This is a genomic window from Synechococcus sp. RSCCF101 (assembly GCF_008807075.1).
Classification (GTDB): Bacteria; Cyanobacteriota; Cyanobacteriia; order PCC-6307; family Cyanobiaceae; genus RSCCF101.
This window is the reverse complement of sequence record NZ_CP035632.1, coordinates 2,242,354-2,259,152: the sequence shown is the minus strand read 5'-3', so window position 1 is coordinate 2,259,152 and position 16,799 is coordinate 2,242,354. Positions and strand designations below refer to the sequence as shown.

Genomic DNA, 16,799 nt, shown 5'->3' with positions numbered 1-16,799 from the left:
CGACTAAAGACACTCCGTACGCACCCTTGTCATGCCCGTGCCATAGGGATTGTGTCTGGTGCCGCAATGGTGTCAGCCTGACAGCGGCGGGCCACCATCCCCACCACGAGCCCCTCCTGCTGACCGCGTCCCCCAACCGCAGACCCGGTTCCGTCCCGTGGCTTTTGCGCTGTACAGGGCCTGATCGGCCTGTGAGAGCAGCTCCTCGGGGGAGCGCACCGACGCCGACAGCACCGAGTAGCCGACGCTGACCGTGACGCGGATCGCCTCGGCCTCCGGTCGCACCACCATCGCCTCAATGGCGGCCCGGATGCGCTCAGCGAACCGTTCGGCCTCACCGGGGCCTGCCTCGGGAAGGAGCACCAGAAACTCCTCACCGCCATAGCGGCCGGCCTGATCGGTGGCGCGGATGCTGCGGAGCACTTCGCGGGCGAAGCGGATCAGCACGGCATCACCCACCGGATGGCCATGGCCATCATTGATGCGCTTGAAATGATCGAGGTCGAGCATGAGCAGGGCCAGGTAGCGGCCGTAACGGCGCGCGCGGGCGAACTCCTGCTCCAGCAGAGCAGAAATGGCCGCGCGGTTGAACAGGTCCGTCAGACCATCGTGTCTGGCGACATACTGCAACGCCTGCGCCTCCTGTTTTGAGGACGTGATGTCCTCAATCACCCCCTCAATCAAGGGAAAGGCCTGATCATCCCGGGACAGGTGGCTGGTCACGCGCACAAACCGCTCACCGGAGTCGGGGTGAGCAAAGGCATACTCATGCGTCTCCTCAGACGCACTCTCCTCCAGCAGAGTCCTGCGCACCTGCCGCATCTGCTCAGCTGCACCCGACCGCCAGTCCACTGCTTCGGTGAGATCGACCGGATCCGCTGAACCAAGGGAGCAGCCGAAGAAGGATTCGGATCCCGCGCTCACATACAGCAACCGGCCCGACTCGGGCTCCTCGCTGAACACCAGATACTGTCCACCCAGGTTCTCAATCAAACGCTGATAGCGCTCGCGCGCCCGCAGCAGTCGCTCCCGCGACAGGGCGTAGTCCGTGATGTCCTGGATCAGGCCCTGAACCTGCGTGAGCATGCCATCGCCATGCAGGAGATGGGCATCCAGCTTGAGCGTGCGGACGCCCCTGTCTGACACCACACGGAAGGCGGTCGTCAACAGCGAGGCCTGGCTGATCAGGGCCTGCTGAACGGCGGACTCAAGCTCCTTCTGATCATCGGGGTGGACGATCGTGCGCCAGTGCTCCAGGTGCTCGGCACCGGCCGCCATGCCGATCAGACGCTGCGTCGTGGCGTCGCCGTGCACCTGGGAGGTGGGGATGTCGAGCGACCAGATGCCGGCATCGGTGTCCGCCAGCGTCTGCTGGAGTTGCTGGCTGCGCTGGGCAAGATCACTGTTGCGCTTGGCGAGGTCGCGGGTCCGATCTGCCACGGTCGCTTCCAGGGAGCGATTCGCCCGAACGAGCCCAGAGGCCTGCTCACCGATCGTCACGCACATGGCGTAGAAGGACGTGGTGAGGGCTTGCACTTCCGTGATGCCATGCACCGCAGGCTTCGGCCGGGCCGCCTGGCCGGTCTGGCGGAACCGTTGCATGGCCCGCTCGAGCTCCGTGATCGGCCCGGCCACCACACGGCTCATGAGCAGAAGAAAGGCGCCGATGAGCGCAGCATTCAGCGCCATCAGGCCCAGCGCCAGGAGCAGAGCCCGCTGTTCCACTGCGGCCAGCTGCGCGTCCCGCTCCCTCAGCCGAGCCCGCTCCCAGGCGATGAGATAGCGGGTCTGATCGCGGATCCGATCCATGATCAGTTTGCCGCGATCACTGTTGACGATCGCCAGCGCCGCCGCCTGATCGCCGGCTTGCACCAGGTCGATGGTTTCGTCCAGCTCAGCGATCTTCTGCTCGCTCAGCTCCGCGATCCGGCGAAGTCGAAGCGCCTGGGTCAGGCTGAAGTCCTCAATGAGGGCGGCCAGTTGATCCAGGTCCTGGCGTATCACCTGCAGGGCAGCGCTGTAGGGCTCCAGGTAGTAGTCACGGCCGGTGAGCAGGAACCCGCGCTGCCCGGTTTCCAGGTCCTTGAGATGACCGATCAGGGCCGTGGCCCGGGTGATCCGTTCGTGGGTCAGCGTCACGCGCTCCCTGCTCAGCCGTTGCTCGCGGTTCACCGAAACGAGCGTCAGCGCCAGCAGCGACTGCCCCGCCACAACGAGGGCCCACAGCGTGACAACAGCCTTCTTGATTGAGACGCGCATCGGCTCCGCCGGGGGCCTGGAGCAACCGGGCTGAGAGCGTCGTTGGACGCGCCGGCCCAGGCCTCACTCTTAGCCAGCCGCCCTCGCGCGAGCCATGAGCGGGAACGGTGGCCGGTGCGGGGAATCCTGTCGCCGCCAGTCAGAGCCTGTCACAGATCGGCGGCGCATCCCGTCCAAATGGGGGGATGTGCCGCCGGATCAGGCGGAGTTGGCTGGACACAGTTCAGGAGAGACCTGCCGATGACCCATCCGATTCCCCGCGATCGCGTTCAACTGCTGGCCTGGCTCGAGCGCCGCGGCGCAGCGGTGCCCCCGCAGCTGAGGCGAGTGGTGGCCCTGGACGCGCGCCTGCGCCAGGGCGCAGAGGACGACGGTGATGCAGCGCTGGGCTGAAGACCCGCAGTCACCTCATCGCGAAGCGACAGGCTGCTGCCTGATTCCATGAAGAATCCCGCGAAAGTGAGTCCTTAAAGCAGCGATCAAAGCCCTGCCTGCAGGAGGGTTGTGCACCTGATCTGAGTACATGTGCTGTGGGGTTTGCCTCCACCAACTGCCGGAAATGTGGTGCTACAGCGGAAGCAGATGCGAGCCGAACGATGCAGACTCCCGCCCCCACGCCCCGCACGGCGACCCCGCTTCCTCACGATGCACCACGAGGCAGAGCCCAGCACATGCTGAAGGATGAGCCCCACGACACCTACTGGGCCAGAGAATGTGATGCCCATCCGGAACGCCTGAGTTGTCGCGACTACGACGCCTGAGCTCAACCCTGCCACCGCTCAGCACCGATGCAGCCCTGGCCCGGTTTGATCAACTCGAACCGGTCGACATCGAGTTCATGCTGGGTGACTGGCAGGGCTGCAGCGTCAGCACCGGCCACCCCCTTGATGGGTTGCTTGAGTTGTACCACTGGCACGGCAAGCGCTTCTGCAGCAGCGAGGAGGTGCATCCCCTGGTGTTCCGGGCGCCGGGGGGAGTCAGGCGTCAGCTGCGGCCCGGCCTGCTGACGCCGGGCCTGAACTGGCTGGGGACACTCCCCGGTGAGCGATCCCCGCTGATGGTGGCTCTGTTCCGGGCCTTGATGCCGCTGATGAGCACGGATCGCTCAGGCGCCCGGCTGAGAATCACCCGCTATCGCGGCAGGGACAGCGCCACGATGATCTACGACCATGCCCCGATCAACGATGTGTTCCGGCGGCTGGATGCCAACCGCGTGCTGGGGGTGATGGACATGAAGGGGATGAATCAGCCCTTCGTCTTCGAGCTCAGCCGGCAGACATGATGCCGCCTCAGAGGCGGCAGCCGAGATGGAGCACGCCCTGCTGAAAGGCACGCACCAGCCGGATCACCACCTGGCGTTCGCCGGGCCCGAAGCTGTCGCGATGCTCGGCCAGCCAGTGCATCTCCTCGCAGGTGATCACGCCGGTGGACATGGACTGCTCCTGAAGCTGAGAGACCGTCATCTGTCTCGTTTTATTGCTTGTCTCACGCTGTCTCGCACGGCTGAGGAGCGCGATGCGGCAAGCCGCACCACGGCATCGGCGGGCCCAGGAGCCGGCACGGGCTGCCAATGTTGCGGGAAATGAGAGCTGTTGTTACAGTCCGTAACAACAGCTGAGGCAGGCATGGGCGAGTTCATGACGACGACCAGCACCGGTCTGCCGCCGCAGCTGCTCGCGGCTCTCGCCTGGGCCGCCGTGCTGGCGGCGGCCGCCCTGCTTCAGCGGCCCGACCGCAGCGACGACGACGACTCCGGCTTCGGCGGGGACGGCGGCCTGATGCAACCAGTGGTTGTGCGCTCGCGCTGATCGGTCAACGCAGTGGATTCATTGAGCCGCCTTCTGGTTCCTGAAGACGGCTCAGCGTGATGGGGGCCGTTTGCCGAGGGGATCAGACCCCCTGTTCGTAGAGCTTTTCCAGCCGTTCGCGGCTGAGATCCACATACAGCAGCTCGTCGCCTGCCTTCGGCGCTTCGGGGTGAACGGCACGCTTCTCGCGCGGCAGCGATGCGGTGCGCAGATTGCGCGTCATCAGGGCAAAGGCACCGCCGGCAACGGCCGCGAAGCAGATCCCATAGGCGAAGACAAACAAAGCTTCCACAGGCGCCTCAGTGACTGTGTCAACCGTAGCGTTGCAAAGCGCAACACGCGAGCAGCCCCGGCGGACTCAGGCCGGCACGCCGCTGGAGGAGCGCTGCAGAACCTGGGCGAGATCCGCAGCCGCCTGCGGCTTGCCGTAGAGAAAGCCCTGGGCGTAGCGGCAGCGGAGATAGAGGAGAAAGCGTTCCTGCTCCTCGGTCTCGATCCCCTCGGCGATCACAGCAAGCTCCAGGCTGTTGGCCACGGCGATGATGGCTGTGGTCACCGACACGTTGTCGCGACTGTCCGGCAGGCCCGAAACGAAGGCCCGGTCAATCTTGATGCGGTCGATCGGGAGCCGATGCAGGTAGCTGAGAGACGAGTAGCCGGTGCCGAAGTCGTCAATTGAAATTGACACGCCCATCGTCCGCAGCTCGCAGAGCGTGTCCAGCACATCCTGAGACGGCTCCGAGGCGATGCGTTCGGTGATCTCCAGCTCCAGTTGTCCGGGATCGATCCCAGATTGGTCAATGGCCCGAGTCACCGCATCCATGAAGGAGGGATGGCGCAGGTGGTTGGCGGCCACATTCACCGCCATGCAGCCGGGCTCCAGACCCGACTGCTGCCAGGACCTCAGCTGGGCACAGGCGGTGTTCAGAACCCAGCAGCCGATGTCACGGATCACACTCGACTGCTCGATGACCGGGATGAACTCGTCCGGCGCCATGGCGAAGCCGGCCCGCTCGCGAAAGCGGATCAGGGCTTCGGTGCCGATGATGGCGCCGGTCTGCATGTCCACCTGAGGTTGATAGACCAGACAGAAGTAGTCGTCGATCTGTCCGGTGCGGACGACGTTCTGAATGAACAGCTGCAGGGTTGATGACTGAGAGTGCTTCTGTGAAAAGAAGGTGTACGTGTTCTTGCCCTCGCGCTTGGCCGCAACCAATGCCGCATCGGCGTGCTGCAGCAGATCAGTGATCCCGTCGCCATCGTGGGGATAGAAGCAGACACCGATGCTGGCGGTGACAAAGATCTCCTGGTCGGCGAGATTGAAAGGCCTGCGAAACACATCCAGCAACTTCTCAATCACCGGCACGACACTCTGAGGCCCCGTTGTTTCCTCGAGCAGCACAAGAAACTCATCGCCACTCAGCCGGCCGACGGTATCGACCGCCCGGGTGGCTGACAGAAGACGTTCGGCGACATCATGCAGCAGCAGGTCACCGCAGGTGTGGCCAAGGGTGTCGTTGATGGCCTTGAACCCATCAAGATTCAGAGCGAGAAGGGCAAACTCGCGCGGCTGCCGCTGGCAGCGCACGATGCACTTCTCCAGTGCCTCGCCGAACAGAAGACGATTGGGAAGATCCGTGAGCGGGTCGTAGTGGGCCACTCGCCGCAGCTGCTCTTCATTCCGCTTCAGCTCGGAAATATCAGCGAAGACACCCACATAGCCAGACGGCTCGCTGCTCTCATCCAGGACGGTGCTGATGGTGAGCAACTGCGGATAGAGCTCTCCGCTCTTCTTGCGGTTCCAGATCTCACCCCTCCACTCACCAGACTCCCTGATGGATGCCCACATGGCCTGATAAGGGCTGCGTCATGCCGGCCTGACTTGAGCAGGTTCGACTTGCGCCCGAGCGCCTCACGCCTGCTGAAGCCGGTGATGGAGCAGAAGGCCGGATTGACATCCGTGATGCGCCCCTCCAGGTTCGTGACCACAACAGCCTCTGACGTGGAGGAGAAAATCGCTGCAGCCTGACGCAGGCTCTCCTCCTGCTGCTTCCGTTCGGTGATGTCCTGATTGACGCCGATGAACTCGGTGATGGAACCGTCGCTGGCGCGAAGGGCCAACCCCGACGTGCTCACATGGCGAACGGCGCCGTCAGGCCGGACAATGCGAAAGCAGACGTCGTAGACGGGCTGGCTGGCCATCTCGCTGAACCTCGCCTCCACGGCCTCCAGGTCATCGGGGTGGACGCGCTGCCGCCAATCTTCCACTACATGTCGAAAGCTGGCCTTGTCCACTCCATAGATCCGGAACAGCTCATCGCTCCAATCCATGCGACCCGTGACCATGTTCTGCCGCCAGACCCCGAGATGGGCCGTGTCCAGAGCCAGCTGCAACTCCTGCAGCGTTGCGGCCTGAGCGAGCTGAAGGGCACGAACATCACTGATGTCCCGCGCCATCATCAGGATGCCGTCCACTTGATCGGAGTCATTGATGAACGGCGTCAGAGTGATGTCAAAACAGCAACTCGTTCCCTTCAGCTCGGCATCCAGCGGCCAGTGAACGTGCTCGCCCCTCAGGCAGCGCTCCAGCTCGGGACGCATGCGAGAGAAGAGGTCCTGACCGACATTCGATGCGACAGTTGTGCCCAGCAACTGGTCGGCCGTCTTCTTCCAGAACCGCAGGTAGGCGCTGTTGGCGAAACGATAGACGAAGTCGGCATCCACATAGGCAATGGGATCCGAGATGGATTCGGCAACCAGATCAACCCAGCCATCGGAGCCGCGAATCACCACCACCCCCTTGCAGCACTAAGAAGAAATACGCACGTCGCGGCCGCCTATTCAACCCCGGGCATCACAGGCCAACATAGGACCGATCGATCCACCGATCCGAGGCGCAGCCTTCCAGCACAGGCTGCTTCAGGCCTCCAAGGATCCAGACGTCACTTCAGAGACCTGCTCAGCTCAGCTGCTGATCGATCCAGGCATGCGCATCCATCAACACCGCCTCCTCCGTCTCACTGCTGATGATCGGGCAGTGCAGGTGCTGGTGCGGTGGTGAGGTGATCAACCCGACCGGCTCGGATGCGCCTCGGCAGAGCAGGATCTGGAAACCCCGGTAGACCCGACGTTCGACAGGGATGGAATCGTGGGCAGCCTGCGGCATGGCTGATGCAGTCGGGGTTGGCGAGGGTGTCCTCACCCCTCAGGCCCACGCCGGGACCGGCAACAGGCTTGTGCCTGTGCCAGAGGTCCCGGTGGCAACTCTTTAGACAATCTGAAGGTAGCACCGGTCTTCGGAACGGCCCGGATCACAGAGGCGGCAGCGAGAGTGGGCGCCGGTGGCGGTTGCAGCCGTCGCGCCTGAGGGTCCACCAGACCCGGCCGGCCCGCCCCTCGCGCTGCAGCGTCATGCCCGGCCGCAGGCAATGACCATTGCCCCAGCGACTGATCGTGCTGGCGGAGAGTCCCAGCACTCCGGCCAGCTCCGCCCCACTCAGCGGAACCGCGAGATCAGCCGCCTCCGCCAGCAGCCTGGCGGTGCGAAGCGGGTCCGGCAGCGGCTCCAGATGAGGCGGCGCCACCGGGCTGGAGGGTCTCTCCACACGCTCCGGAACCATCACCGGCCGGGTGGTGATGGCCGTGCTGCAGCGCTCGGGGCTCAGGGGATGGGAGCGCGGGCGCGCCTTCAGGCCGCTGCGGCTGAAGCCCCAGCGCTGCTGGAGCTCCCGCACGGAGAGATGAACGGTCGGGGCATCGGAGGCCATGGGGCGATGGGGATCGATGGCGCTAGTACACCCGTACTGGGGCGTGCTGTCAATGCCCTGCTGTCTCTGGTGGCCTCCGCATAGGCTCAAGCCGGCTGGGGAGCAGCCCGGCGACGCCGTTGGCATCGGGCAGGGATGGATCGGATCGATGCCCACGTGCACCTCTGGGACAGCGAGCGGTTCACCTACCCCTGGTTCCAGTCCGGTGCCTTCGCCGCCCTGCCGGCGCGTTATCTGCCCGAGGACCTGACGCGCGACAGCCACCAGACCATCGCGCAGGCCGTGGTGGTGCAGGCCGAGATGGACCATGCGGCCGATCCCCTGCTGGAAACCGCATGGGTGCAGCAGCTCTCCGAGGAACCGGGAAGCGGCGCCGTGATCGGCGGCTTCGTGGCCTACGCCGATCTGGCCAGCGAAGGGGTGGAGGCCGTGCTTGAGCGTCACCGGGCCCATCCGATCAGCCGCGGCATCCGCCAGGAGCTCTGGTGGCAGACCCCCTCACCACGGGCCGACATCCTCAGTCGCGACCTGATCGCAGACCCGGCCTGGCAACGGAGCTTCTCCCTGCTCCAGCCGCTGGATCTGAGCTTCGATCTCACCTGCTGGCACTGGCAGCTCGAACCCTTCGCCAGGGTGCTGCAGCACTGCCCCGAAACAACCCTGATCGTGGACCATCTGGGCTCCCCCACTCCGGAGCAGGGCGAGGCCTTCACGGTCTGGCGCCGGGGACTTCGCGCACTTGCCAGCTGCCCGAACACCTTCATCAAGCTCTCCGGCTTCTCGCAGGTGCTCAACCCATGGGGGGCAACCGACATCGCCCCGTTCGTGAACGAGGTGCTTGAGGCCTTCGGCCCCTCACGCTGCATGTTCGGCAGCAACATGCCGCTCGAAGGTCTCAGCACGTCCTACGGAGATGTGCTCAGGGCGGTGGCGGAACTGACGAGCCAGCTCAGCGAGACCGAGCAACAGGACGTGTTCTCCGGCACGGCGAGGCGGGCGTATCGGCTGGAGCCGCAGCGCGAATGAAGGCCCGCCAACCGCAGAGAGATTGATTCTCGTTCCCGGTATTGCAGTGGCCGCCCTGGCCGATGCAGCCCACAATCGCGGCACTGGCGGATCACGCTGCCGGCGAGAGCGGCACAAGGCCGGACAGACACCGGTGCAACAGTCCAGAGAGACCATCGGCTGCCAGAGCCGCTGGCTACAACATCGCTGGCAAGGAATGGCGATGACTTCACAACCAGCGGGCGCTGTGGATGTGCGCACCTTTGTTCTCGCCCAGATGCTGTTCGAGCGACTGGTCGATGATCCCGATGCCTTGCAGTCTCCCTATGGAAACGAACTGCAGCAGAGCCTCAACAACTGGCTCGTCCATCAGATGGACCATCACTGACCAACCCCCCGGCTGATCAGACGATCAGCACAGATTGCCCCCCGGAGAGCTCATCCACGGACACCCCGGTGAAGGTGGTGGTGCCGAAGTCGGTCACCAGCTGGGCATCGGCTCCGGACTGGAGGATCGTATAGCTGGTGTCGGCGGTGATGTGGAAGACATCGCCATGCGCCAGGCTGAAGCCGGAGACGATGTCGTTTCCACCGGACCAGAGGAAGGTGTCGGCGGCTTCGGTCCCCACCAGCACATCGTCGCCTGCAGTGCCTGTGATCGGATCGACCGGTGCCAGGCCATCCTCCGGCAGGACGGGAGCGCTGGGATTGAGATCATCGCCCGGGAGCAGTGGATCACCCACTTCAGGATCGGCAGGAGACTCACCTGTGATGAGATCCTGGGCGGCTGATACTGGTGCCGCTGTGAGCTGTGACCAGGGATCCTCCACGAGAGGATCGAATCCCGCCATGTCAGTGATGCCACCCGAGTAGGCCAGAAACTCGTCTTTGGTGACACCCACCAGATCAACGCCACGCATTCCATCGCGGCCGATGACGGACACTCTCAGGGTGTTGGGCTCGCCAACAAGAGGCTCAACAGAGAAGCTGAAGATGTCGGATCGATCCATCACCAGCGTGTCACCGTCGGCAATGCTGAAATCCTCAACCCTGGCGATTCCAGGAGCCAGGACGAACGCATCAGCCCTACCACCTCCAACAAGGATATCGTGGGTGGTTGAGGCTGAACCGCCCTGGAGGATGTCTCGCCCGTCACCACCGACGAGCTGATTGCGGGACCCTCGACCGATCAGCACATCATCACCGGCCAGGCCATAGACGCTGCCAGTGGCCGACTGGGCCAGAAGCACATCATCCCCATCCGTACCGATCTTGACATCACCGACAACAACATCACCGTCGATGGGGGTGCCATCGGCATCAATGACACGGATCCCCGTGAGGGGATCGAAGGAGCTGCCAGCCTGGTCATTGAGAATCGCGATCAGATCCCCACCGCTGGAGGTGACCATGCGGTTCCCTTCAGGATCCACATCCGAGATCAGAAGGGCCGGCATGCCTTCGGCAAAGCTGTAGGCATCAGCGAGGATCTCGATGCTGTCGCCGGCGCTGGCATCCTCGATGGTGTTGGTGCCGCCGTTGAGCACGAAGGTGTCGGCACCGCCGCGGCCGGCGAGGATGTCGTCGCCCTCGCCGCTGACCAGCGTGTTGGCGTTGGCGTCGCCGCGGATCACATCATCCAGGCGGCTGCCCACCACGTTCTCCACGCTGTCCACATAGTCGCGGTCCGCCGTGGGGTCGCCGAGATCGGGCCGGTCGTGGCGGCGCAGGCCGTTGTTGATGAAGCCGAGGCTCAGGTCGGCCTCGATGCCCCGGGTGGCGCCATTGGTCTCGTAGTCGTAGGAGATCCAGTCGGAGCCGGCACCGCCGTAGATGTAATTGGAGCCACCGCCGGTCATGAAAAGGTCGTCGCCGCCGAATCCCCAGACCTCCACACCATCGAGATCGGGATTCATGGGGTTGGCCTGATTGAAGGCCACGAACAGATCACCGAAATCGCTGCCGACGAACTGGGATTCCTTCTCGATCGTGCGCGTGATCGCCTGGCTGCCGTAGGCGCCCAGCAGCATCACGCCGTTGGAGCCGAGCCCGGTCACATCACCACCACTGTTCAGATCCGATTGCCCGAGGCTGACGGAGCCGCTGCTGCCATCCACCGCCACCATGGTGTTGGCCACCGTGCGATAGGCCAGATCGAGCAGGTCGCGCTGGTTGAGCGATTCCATGCCGGGCTCCGACAGCCGGCTGCTCATGGCGGCCACGTCAAAGCTCACGTCCGCCAGCGTTGACCAGAGACCGTTCACCTCCTGGCGCACGAGAAAGCCATCACCGGAGGGTTGCTTCTGGATCACCTCCACCCGTGTGCGGCGCGGATCGAAGTTGAGGATCAGGGAATCCTCGAACGGATTGAAGTCCTGAACCACATCCGCCTGGGGCCAGTCGAGCGTGAGGCTCGGAGGTGTGCTCTGGCTCGGATTGAACAGATCCACCAGCTTGCCCGCCGCCTGCAGGGCGTAGCCCAGCGGCTTGATCGGCGTGGCCTTGAGCACAGCACCCGTCACATCCAGCCCGGTGGACACATCGGCGCCGTAGGACTCGCCGCTGCTGCCGGGATCCAGCTCCACCCAGCCGTTGCCGCTCATCGGCGCCAGCACGAAGGTGTCGAAGCCGGCGCCACCATTCAGCACGTTGCGATCGGAATCGCGGCGCTGATCCACGATCAGCCAGTCGTCACCCGAGCCGCCCCGGAGGGTGTCCGAGCCCAGGCCGGCATAGAGGCGGTCCTGATCCGCCCCGCCATCGAGCAGGTCGTTGCCATCGAGGCCATACAGCACATCATTACCACCATTGCCGAAAAGTCGGTCGTTGTGGACATAGGAGAGGTTGGGAGAGGGCACCTTGCCGGCCCCGATGATCACGTTGTCGCCGCCATTGCCCGACACCTGTGAGTGCACCCACCAGGTTTTGTAACCCACGGGCCAGTCCCAGGTTGGATTCTCCTGCTGATATGTCCAGTTGTTGGTGAAGTCACCCACATTGTTGATCGTGCCGCTGGATCGGGCAAAGCTGTACCAGGCATAGTTTCCCCCGCTGGCGCTTTGATAGTGGCGCTCATACTCATGGCCCCAGGGGGCCGGTGAGCTGGTCGGCATCAGGCTGAGTTCCTCCGGTACACTCTCGTGGGCCTGTGGCAGCGGTGGTTGAACAGGGCTCCATGGCTCCGGAGGCTCGATCGAAGGATCTGAGGGATCTTCAGGCACGAACAGATTGGGAAGCGATTCGGATGCTGAGGACGGCACGGATGCCTGGGACGCGACAGCGCCGGTGATGGGATCAATCGGGTTCATGAGAGATGCCTTCAGAACGGAGAACGGGAGCAGAGAGGGATGGATCTCCCTCCGATGGCTTCATGCTCAGGCGCCACGCTGTGCCGCACATCCTTCATCTGAAGGACAGACTCCAGAGACCCTTCAGATGTCGGGTCGGGATGCCGCACCTCTGCGCAGATATCGCCCGACAGTCATCATTCAGTCAGAGTCTGGTCCGACCTGAGTGTCATTCAGGCCTCAGGCACGGATCCCGTCCGCATCAACAAGCGCAACCAAGCCAGGCCATGCGGGAACCCCGGGCAGGGATCAGAGGCTCAGATCGGCGGCGTCCGGAATCGGCAGGCCCTCCCGCTCCCTCTGGGCCCGTTCGAGTTCTGCAGCCCGGCGCAGCTGAGGGGGGACGCGCTGCCCCTGCTGTTCAAGAAAACGCACCAGCGCGATGCGGCTCGTGGGGCGTGGCACAGCCATCGGACGCGATCAGGCGACCACAACCAACCGGTTGGGCAGAGGGTCAATCAACGTATCAAAGGTGACTGCACGGCCCATCGGTGCAGCGCGGACGTGGAACCAACACAGGCCACCCGTCCGCGGCAAAGTGCGCGCTGACCCCTGAAGGCCTGCGCATGACTCCCAGCCGTGACCAGATCCTGGCGGCCTCCGCCGGCTGGGTGGCCGTGCTGCTGAACGTGATGCCCGGGCTGGGAACGGGCTACCTGTACCAGCGCCGCTGGCGGGCCTACTGGATCACGGCCTCGCTCTCCAGCGCCTGGTTCATCGCCGGCGCTGTTCTGGCTCAGGAGGCCGATGCGGCCAGCGAGGTGGTGAACCAGCGCATCGGACTGCTGGGTCTGGTGGCCCTGGCCCTGGTCACGGCGGTGGAGGCCGGCCTCTCGGTGCGCCGGGTCCGGGCCAGCGCCGAGGAGCCCGCCGGCTGAGCGCTGCTCAGTAGCGCAGCGGCACAAAGATGCGGTTGCCGTTGTCGGGGTTGGTGTACACCACGTTGCCCTGGGGGTAGAGCTCACGCTCCCAGATGCCTCCGAGCGAATCGCGCAGCACGGACGTGGGATAGCCCTCCTGCACCAGCCGGTAGGTCATGGCCTTGCCGTCCCGCCAGCGGATCATCACGCTGCCGTCACCCTGCTGGCTGTCGCGGCAGCCGATCGGCTGATCGTTGTAGGTGCAGGACTTCCAGCCCTCGGCCCGGGCGGCCGGGCCGAGAGCACCGGCCCAGAGCAGGGAGAGGGCGAGCAGCGTGGCCGGACCTGGGGAGGAGCGCATGAACCGCATCACGGGGGCGTCCACTCTGGAGCCGGCGCAGCCTTCAGGCGAGGGACCCGGACACGCTGCGGCTCCAGGCCAGCATCGAGGGGTGCTGCAGCACGAGGCCCTGACCCTTGATCCGGGCATTGCGGATGCGGGCATTGAGCACCCGTTCCCCCGAGGAGCGGGACGGCGCCTGAAAGATCACCGGCGGCAGGCCGGCCTGATCGCAGATGGCGTCCGCGAGATCGCGGCCGCTCAGCTCCAGGTCGTCCACCAGGTTGAACACGCCGTCGAGGCCGCGATCGAAGGCCAGATCCACTGCCTGCACGATGTCGTCGCGGTGGATCCAGCCGCCCACCGCATCGCCGTTGCGCAGCACCACCTGGCCAGCCGCGCCCCGGATCTGGCCGGGCACGTCACGACCGGGGCCGTAGATGGCACCGAGCCGGAGCACGCACACCCGCACCGCCTCGCTGCGCAGCGAGCGCACGCTCTGCTCCGCGGCCGCCAGCACGGCATTGAGGGGGTGGGTCCAGTCGAGCGGGGCGTGTTCATCGGTGCTCTGGCCGCGGCGGTCGCCGTAGACCGCACTGCTGCTGAGATACACCAGCTGCAACGGCTGGGAGGCTGGCCGCGAGGCCAGGGCGGCCCTGATCTGCTGCAATCCGTCGAGGAACACCGAGCGGTAGGCGTCCTCTCCGGCCTGGCGGCTGCCGCCGGGGGCAAGGCTGATCAGCAGGCCGTCGCAGCCGGCCAGTTCAGCCAGGGCATTGTCCGGTTCGTCGGAACGGAAGCGGACGGCCTGATCAACGAGCGGCTTCAGGGAGGCCAGGCTCTCCTCACGCGTGGCGGTGGCCGTGATCCGGTGGCCGGCACCGCGCCAGGAGGCGGCCACCGCACGGCCGACATAGCCGCAACCGACGATGCCGCGATGCAGCCCGGAGGGCAGAACCGGACGGGGGGCGCTCTGCATGCGCTGATACAGGCCCGACAGATCGATCTCCATGAAGTGTCACTTTTCTTAAAACCTACGCGGATCCGGACCGGACGTGGTAGCTCTCGCCACCAGCCGGTCCAAGGCGGAGGCAGCGGAGCTCAGGGCTTGCGGCAGAGCACCGGCCGGCGCCGGCGCGGGTAGAGCTCGCGGCACATCGGGCAGATCAGCCCGTTGCAGCCGCGGGCCGTGCAGTGCTCCCGCCCGTAGAAAATGATCTGCAGGTGCAGCCGGTTCCAGGCCTCGCGCGGGAACAGGGCCTTGAGATCCGCTTCCGTGCGGCTGACGCTCTCGCCGCTGCTCAGGCCCCAGCGCTGGGCCAGGCGATGGATGTGGGTGTCCACCGGGAAGGCCGGCACGCCGAAGGCCTGGGCCATCACCACGCTTGCGGTCTTGTGGCCCACCCCGGGCAGGGCCTCCAGGGCCTCGAAACTGCGCGGCACCTGGCCGTCGTGCCGCTCCAGCAGCAGGGCGGCCAGCTTCGCCACGTTGCGCGCCTTGGTGCGGGCCAGCCCCAGCTGGCGGATGTGGCCCAGGATCGCCTCCTCACCCAGCTCCGCCATGGCGGCGGGCGTGGGGCCGGCGGCAAACAGGGCCGGGGTCACCTCGTTCACCTTCCTGTCGGTGCACTGGGCGCTGAGCAGCACAGCGATCAGCAGGGTGAAGGGATCGCTGTGATCCAGCGGCACGGGCGGCTCGGGATAGAGCTCCGCCAGGCGCTCAAGAACCAGCTCCGCCCGTTCCTTTCGTCTCATGCGGACGGTTGGTCCGGCCGCTCCACCACCGCGCTGTGGCTGGCGGGCAGCAGGTTCCAGGAGGGTGCGTAGACGTGCACCCGCCGGGTCGGCCCCGCGGGCGAGACGAAGGGCTGATCCGCGTGGGCCCAGGCCAGCACGCCCCCGGCGAGGTTCACCGCCTCGATCCCCTGCTGCCGCCACTGCTGGGCCTTGAGGCCGCTGCGCAGGCCGATGGTGCAGTAGGCCACCACCGTGCGGTCGCGGTAACGCTCCCGGTGGCGCTCGAACTGCTCGGCGCTCACCGCCCCCGGCAGCATCGACACCGCCTGCTCGGCCGGCTCCCGCACGTCCACCAGCAGCAGAGACTCCCCGGACGTGCCGCTGCCGGAGGCGGCCAGGCGTTGACCGAGCGCCTGCGGGGTGAGATCGGGAACGGCGGCGAAGCGCAGCCGGCGGAACAGCCCGTAGCGCCTGGCGATCTCTCTGGCCCGCTCGGCATCCGAGCGCTCGGGCCGGGATGCGGCCGCGAACGGCCACGATGGCGTCAGCAACCGCGCGGCGCGGCCCCGAAGCGGCTCCAGCCCCGTTGGAGCAACAAGCCCAGCGGGAACCAGCGCCAGCAACAGGGCGAACAGCGGCACGGTCTGAACGGAAGTCGGTGCGTCTCGACCGGTCTAACGGCTGATGGCGCCGAGTCAGCCGATCGCGGCGAACAGGTCGGGATTGGCGAGAAAGGCGTCCGGGTTGGTCTGGCTCAGGAAGCTGTCCGCTGTGGCGCCGATGAGGATGGCGCTGCCGGCAACGCTCTGGAGGTCGGCGGCATTCACGTCGTCGACGACGGCGGCGAAGAGAGAACCGCTGACGAAATCGACGCTGATGATGGCGCTGTCGTCCTCGAAGGCCGCGATGGTGAGCTGATCGCGACTGCTGACGCCGGGCATCACGATGCGATCGCCGGAGGCGACGTCAAAATCCTCGATCTCATCCACCTCACCCGGGTTGGCCGACAGGTTCGAGAGCGTGACGCCATCAACGAGGCGTGAGTCGGTTCGGATCACAAACCGATCCGCGCCACCGCCACCGACAAGCTCATCCTGGCCGAAATCACCGATAAGGATGTCAGAGCCCTCTCCTCCATAGAGCTCATCGTCACCCCTGCCACCGCGGATCAGGTCGTTGCCGGCTTCGCCGTAGACATCATCGTCACCGTTGTTGCCGTTGCCGAAGTCAGCCTCCGCACGCAGGAAGAGCTCATCCTCCTCCTTGCCACCTCGGTAAAAATCCCGGAAGACAGAGCCGAACAGATCGTCTGAGCCAAGGTTGCCGTTGACGCGGTTGGCGTAGCCAGCCACGTTCACGTCGGCTCCGGTCACCCTGTCGTTGCCGCTCAACAGCCGGATCGGCTGGCCGAGAAGGTCGGGGAAGGCCTCAAGATCGATGCTGTCGGCCAAATCAGAGAAGTTGACCACACCATCGTCCGCGAGCAGGAAGGTGTTGATCTGCGAGGCAGCTGTTGTCACCGGAAGGAAGGACTGCGATGAGCCAGGTTGTAGTCGATCGTCCTGCTCGACTGACCTGCCTGGAGCTGAGATGGCGTCTGTTCACAGACGAGTCAGACATCAGTCACAGTTTCTTCAGATTCACACTCGGCTGATCGACAGAGCTGATGAGGAGGC

20 protein-coding genes are annotated in these 16,799 nt (G+C 65.2%); 6 read left to right on the top strand and 14 right to left on the bottom strand.

Going from position 1 to position 16,799, the window contains the following annotated elements:
• Positions 1-72: 72 nt before the first annotated feature.
• A complete protein-coding gene (locus tag EVJ50_RS11010; protein ID WP_150884001.1) occupies positions 73-2,259 on the bottom strand; it encodes a diguanylate cyclase in 2,187 nt (728 codons plus the stop codon).
• Between the two features lie 240 nt (positions 2,260-2,499).
• Between EVJ50_RS11010 and EVJ50_RS14685 the strand changes: the two genes are divergently transcribed.
• Positions 2,500-2,652, top strand: coding sequence for a hypothetical protein (locus EVJ50_RS14685; protein ID WP_191964750.1), 153 nt, complete (start codon positions 2,500-2,502; stop codon positions 2,650-2,652).
• 346 nt (positions 2,653-2,998) lie between these two features.
• Entirely contained in the window at positions 2,999-3,541 is a 543-nt protein-coding gene (locus tag EVJ50_RS11005; protein ID WP_225322908.1) for a DUF4334 domain-containing protein, read from the top strand.
• 7 nt (positions 3,542-3,548) lie between these two features.
• Here the strand turns inward: EVJ50_RS11005 and EVJ50_RS14680 are convergent, their stop codons facing one another.
• Positions 3,549-3,692: a hypothetical protein gene (locus EVJ50_RS14680; protein ID WP_191964749.1), complete on the bottom strand. Its 144-nt coding sequence runs from the start codon at positions 3,690-3,692 to the stop codon at positions 3,549-3,551.
• Between the two features lie 204 nt (positions 3,693-3,896).
• Here EVJ50_RS14680 and EVJ50_RS11000 point away from each other — a divergent pair, with 204 nt between their 5' ends.
• Positions 3,897-4,067, top strand: a complete 171-nt coding sequence (locus EVJ50_RS11000) for a hypothetical protein (protein WP_225322907.1) — start codon at positions 3,897-3,899, stop codon at positions 4,065-4,067.
• Between the two features lie 82 nt (positions 4,068-4,149).
• Here EVJ50_RS11000 and EVJ50_RS10995 read toward each other — a convergent pair whose 3' ends face one another.
• From EVJ50_RS10995 to EVJ50_RS10975, 5 genes are all read right to left on the bottom strand, one after another.
• Entirely contained in the window at positions 4,150-4,359 is a 210-nt protein-coding gene (locus tag EVJ50_RS10995) for a hypothetical protein (RefSeq protein WP_150883999.1), read from the bottom strand.
• A gap of 66 nt (positions 4,360-4,425) precedes the next feature.
• Positions 4,426-5,727 carry a bifunctional diguanylate cyclase/phosphodiesterase gene (locus EVJ50_RS14675; RefSeq protein ID WP_225323201.1) on the bottom strand — a complete coding sequence of 434 codons (1,302 nt, stop codon included), beginning with the start codon at positions 5,725-5,727 and terminating at the stop codon, positions 4,426-4,428.
• Between the two features lie 26 nt (positions 5,728-5,753).
• Positions 5,754-6,863, bottom strand: coding sequence for a PAS domain-containing protein (locus EVJ50_RS10985; RefSeq protein ID WP_150883997.1), 1,110 nt, complete (start codon positions 6,861-6,863; stop codon positions 5,754-5,756).
• Between the two features lie 163 nt (positions 6,864-7,026).
• A complete protein-coding gene (locus tag EVJ50_RS10980; protein WP_150883996.1) occupies positions 7,027-7,233 on the bottom strand; it encodes a hypothetical protein in 207 nt (68 codons plus the stop codon).
• A 145-nt stretch (positions 7,234-7,378) separates the two neighbouring features.
• On the bottom strand, positions 7,379-7,834 hold the full coding sequence (locus EVJ50_RS10975; RefSeq protein WP_150883995.1) for a hypothetical protein: 456 nt from the start codon (positions 7,832-7,834) through the stop codon (positions 7,379-7,381).
• A gap of 135 nt (positions 7,835-7,969) precedes the next feature.
• Here EVJ50_RS10975 and EVJ50_RS10970 point away from each other — a divergent pair, with 135 nt between their 5' ends.
• On the top strand, positions 7,970-8,860 hold the full coding sequence (locus EVJ50_RS10970; protein ID WP_150883994.1) for an amidohydrolase: 891 nt from the start codon (positions 7,970-7,972) through the stop codon (positions 8,858-8,860).
• Positions 8,861-8,882: 22 nt separating this feature from the next.
• Complete coding sequence (locus EVJ50_RS10965) at positions 8,883-9,227, top strand: hypothetical protein (protein ID WP_150883993.1); 345 nt, start codon at positions 8,883-8,885, stop codon at positions 9,225-9,227.
• Between the two features lie 16 nt (positions 9,228-9,243).
• On the opposite strand, the gene EVJ50_RS10960 is transcribed toward EVJ50_RS10965, so the two are convergent.
• Complete coding sequence (locus EVJ50_RS10960; RefSeq protein WP_191964748.1) at positions 9,244-11,952, bottom strand: calcium-binding protein; 2,709 nt, start codon at positions 11,950-11,952, stop codon at positions 9,244-9,246.
• A gap of 483 nt (positions 11,953-12,435) precedes the next feature.
• Entirely contained in the window at positions 12,436-12,597 is a 162-nt protein-coding gene (locus EVJ50_RS14670; protein WP_191964747.1) for a hypothetical protein, read from the bottom strand.
• A gap of 155 nt (positions 12,598-12,752) precedes the next feature.
• Here EVJ50_RS14670 and EVJ50_RS10955 point away from each other — a divergent pair, with 155 nt between their 5' ends.
• On the top strand, positions 12,753-13,064 hold the full coding sequence (locus tag EVJ50_RS10955; RefSeq protein WP_150883989.1) for a hypothetical protein: 312 nt from the start codon (positions 12,753-12,755) through the stop codon (positions 13,062-13,064).
• 7 nt (positions 13,065-13,071) lie between these two features.
• Here the strand turns inward: EVJ50_RS10955 and EVJ50_RS10950 are convergent, their stop codons facing one another.
• The 5 genes from EVJ50_RS10950 to EVJ50_RS10930 all read right to left on the bottom strand — a co-directional run bounded on the left by EVJ50_RS10950 (position 13,072) and on the right by EVJ50_RS10930 (position 16,643).
• Positions 13,072-13,407 (bottom strand): hypothetical protein, encoded by a 336-nt coding sequence (locus tag EVJ50_RS10950; protein ID WP_150883987.1) that lies wholly within the window; start codon positions 13,405-13,407, stop codon positions 13,072-13,074.
• A gap of 43 nt (positions 13,408-13,450) precedes the next feature.
• The gene (locus EVJ50_RS10945) at positions 13,451-14,398 is read right to left on the bottom strand and encodes an NAD-dependent epimerase/dehydratase family protein (RefSeq protein ID WP_150883985.1); all 948 of its coding nucleotides are present in this window, start codon (positions 14,396-14,398) and stop codon (positions 13,451-13,453) included.
• A gap of 89 nt (positions 14,399-14,487) precedes the next feature.
• A complete protein-coding gene (gene nth, locus EVJ50_RS10940; RefSeq protein WP_150883983.1) occupies positions 14,488-15,141 on the bottom strand; it encodes an endonuclease III in 654 nt (217 codons plus the stop codon).
• The gene (locus EVJ50_RS10935) at positions 15,138-15,764 is read right to left on the bottom strand and encodes a rhodanese-like domain-containing protein (protein WP_225322906.1); all 627 of its coding nucleotides are present in this window, start codon (positions 15,762-15,764) and stop codon (positions 15,138-15,140) included. Before EVJ50_RS10935 ends, nth begins: the two co-directional genes overlap by 4 nt.
• 54 nt (positions 15,765-15,818) lie before the next feature.
• Complete coding sequence (locus EVJ50_RS10930; protein ID WP_150883981.1) at positions 15,819-16,643, bottom strand: calcium-binding protein; 825 nt, start codon at positions 16,641-16,643, stop codon at positions 15,819-15,821.
• Positions 16,644-16,799 lie beyond the last annotated feature (156 nt).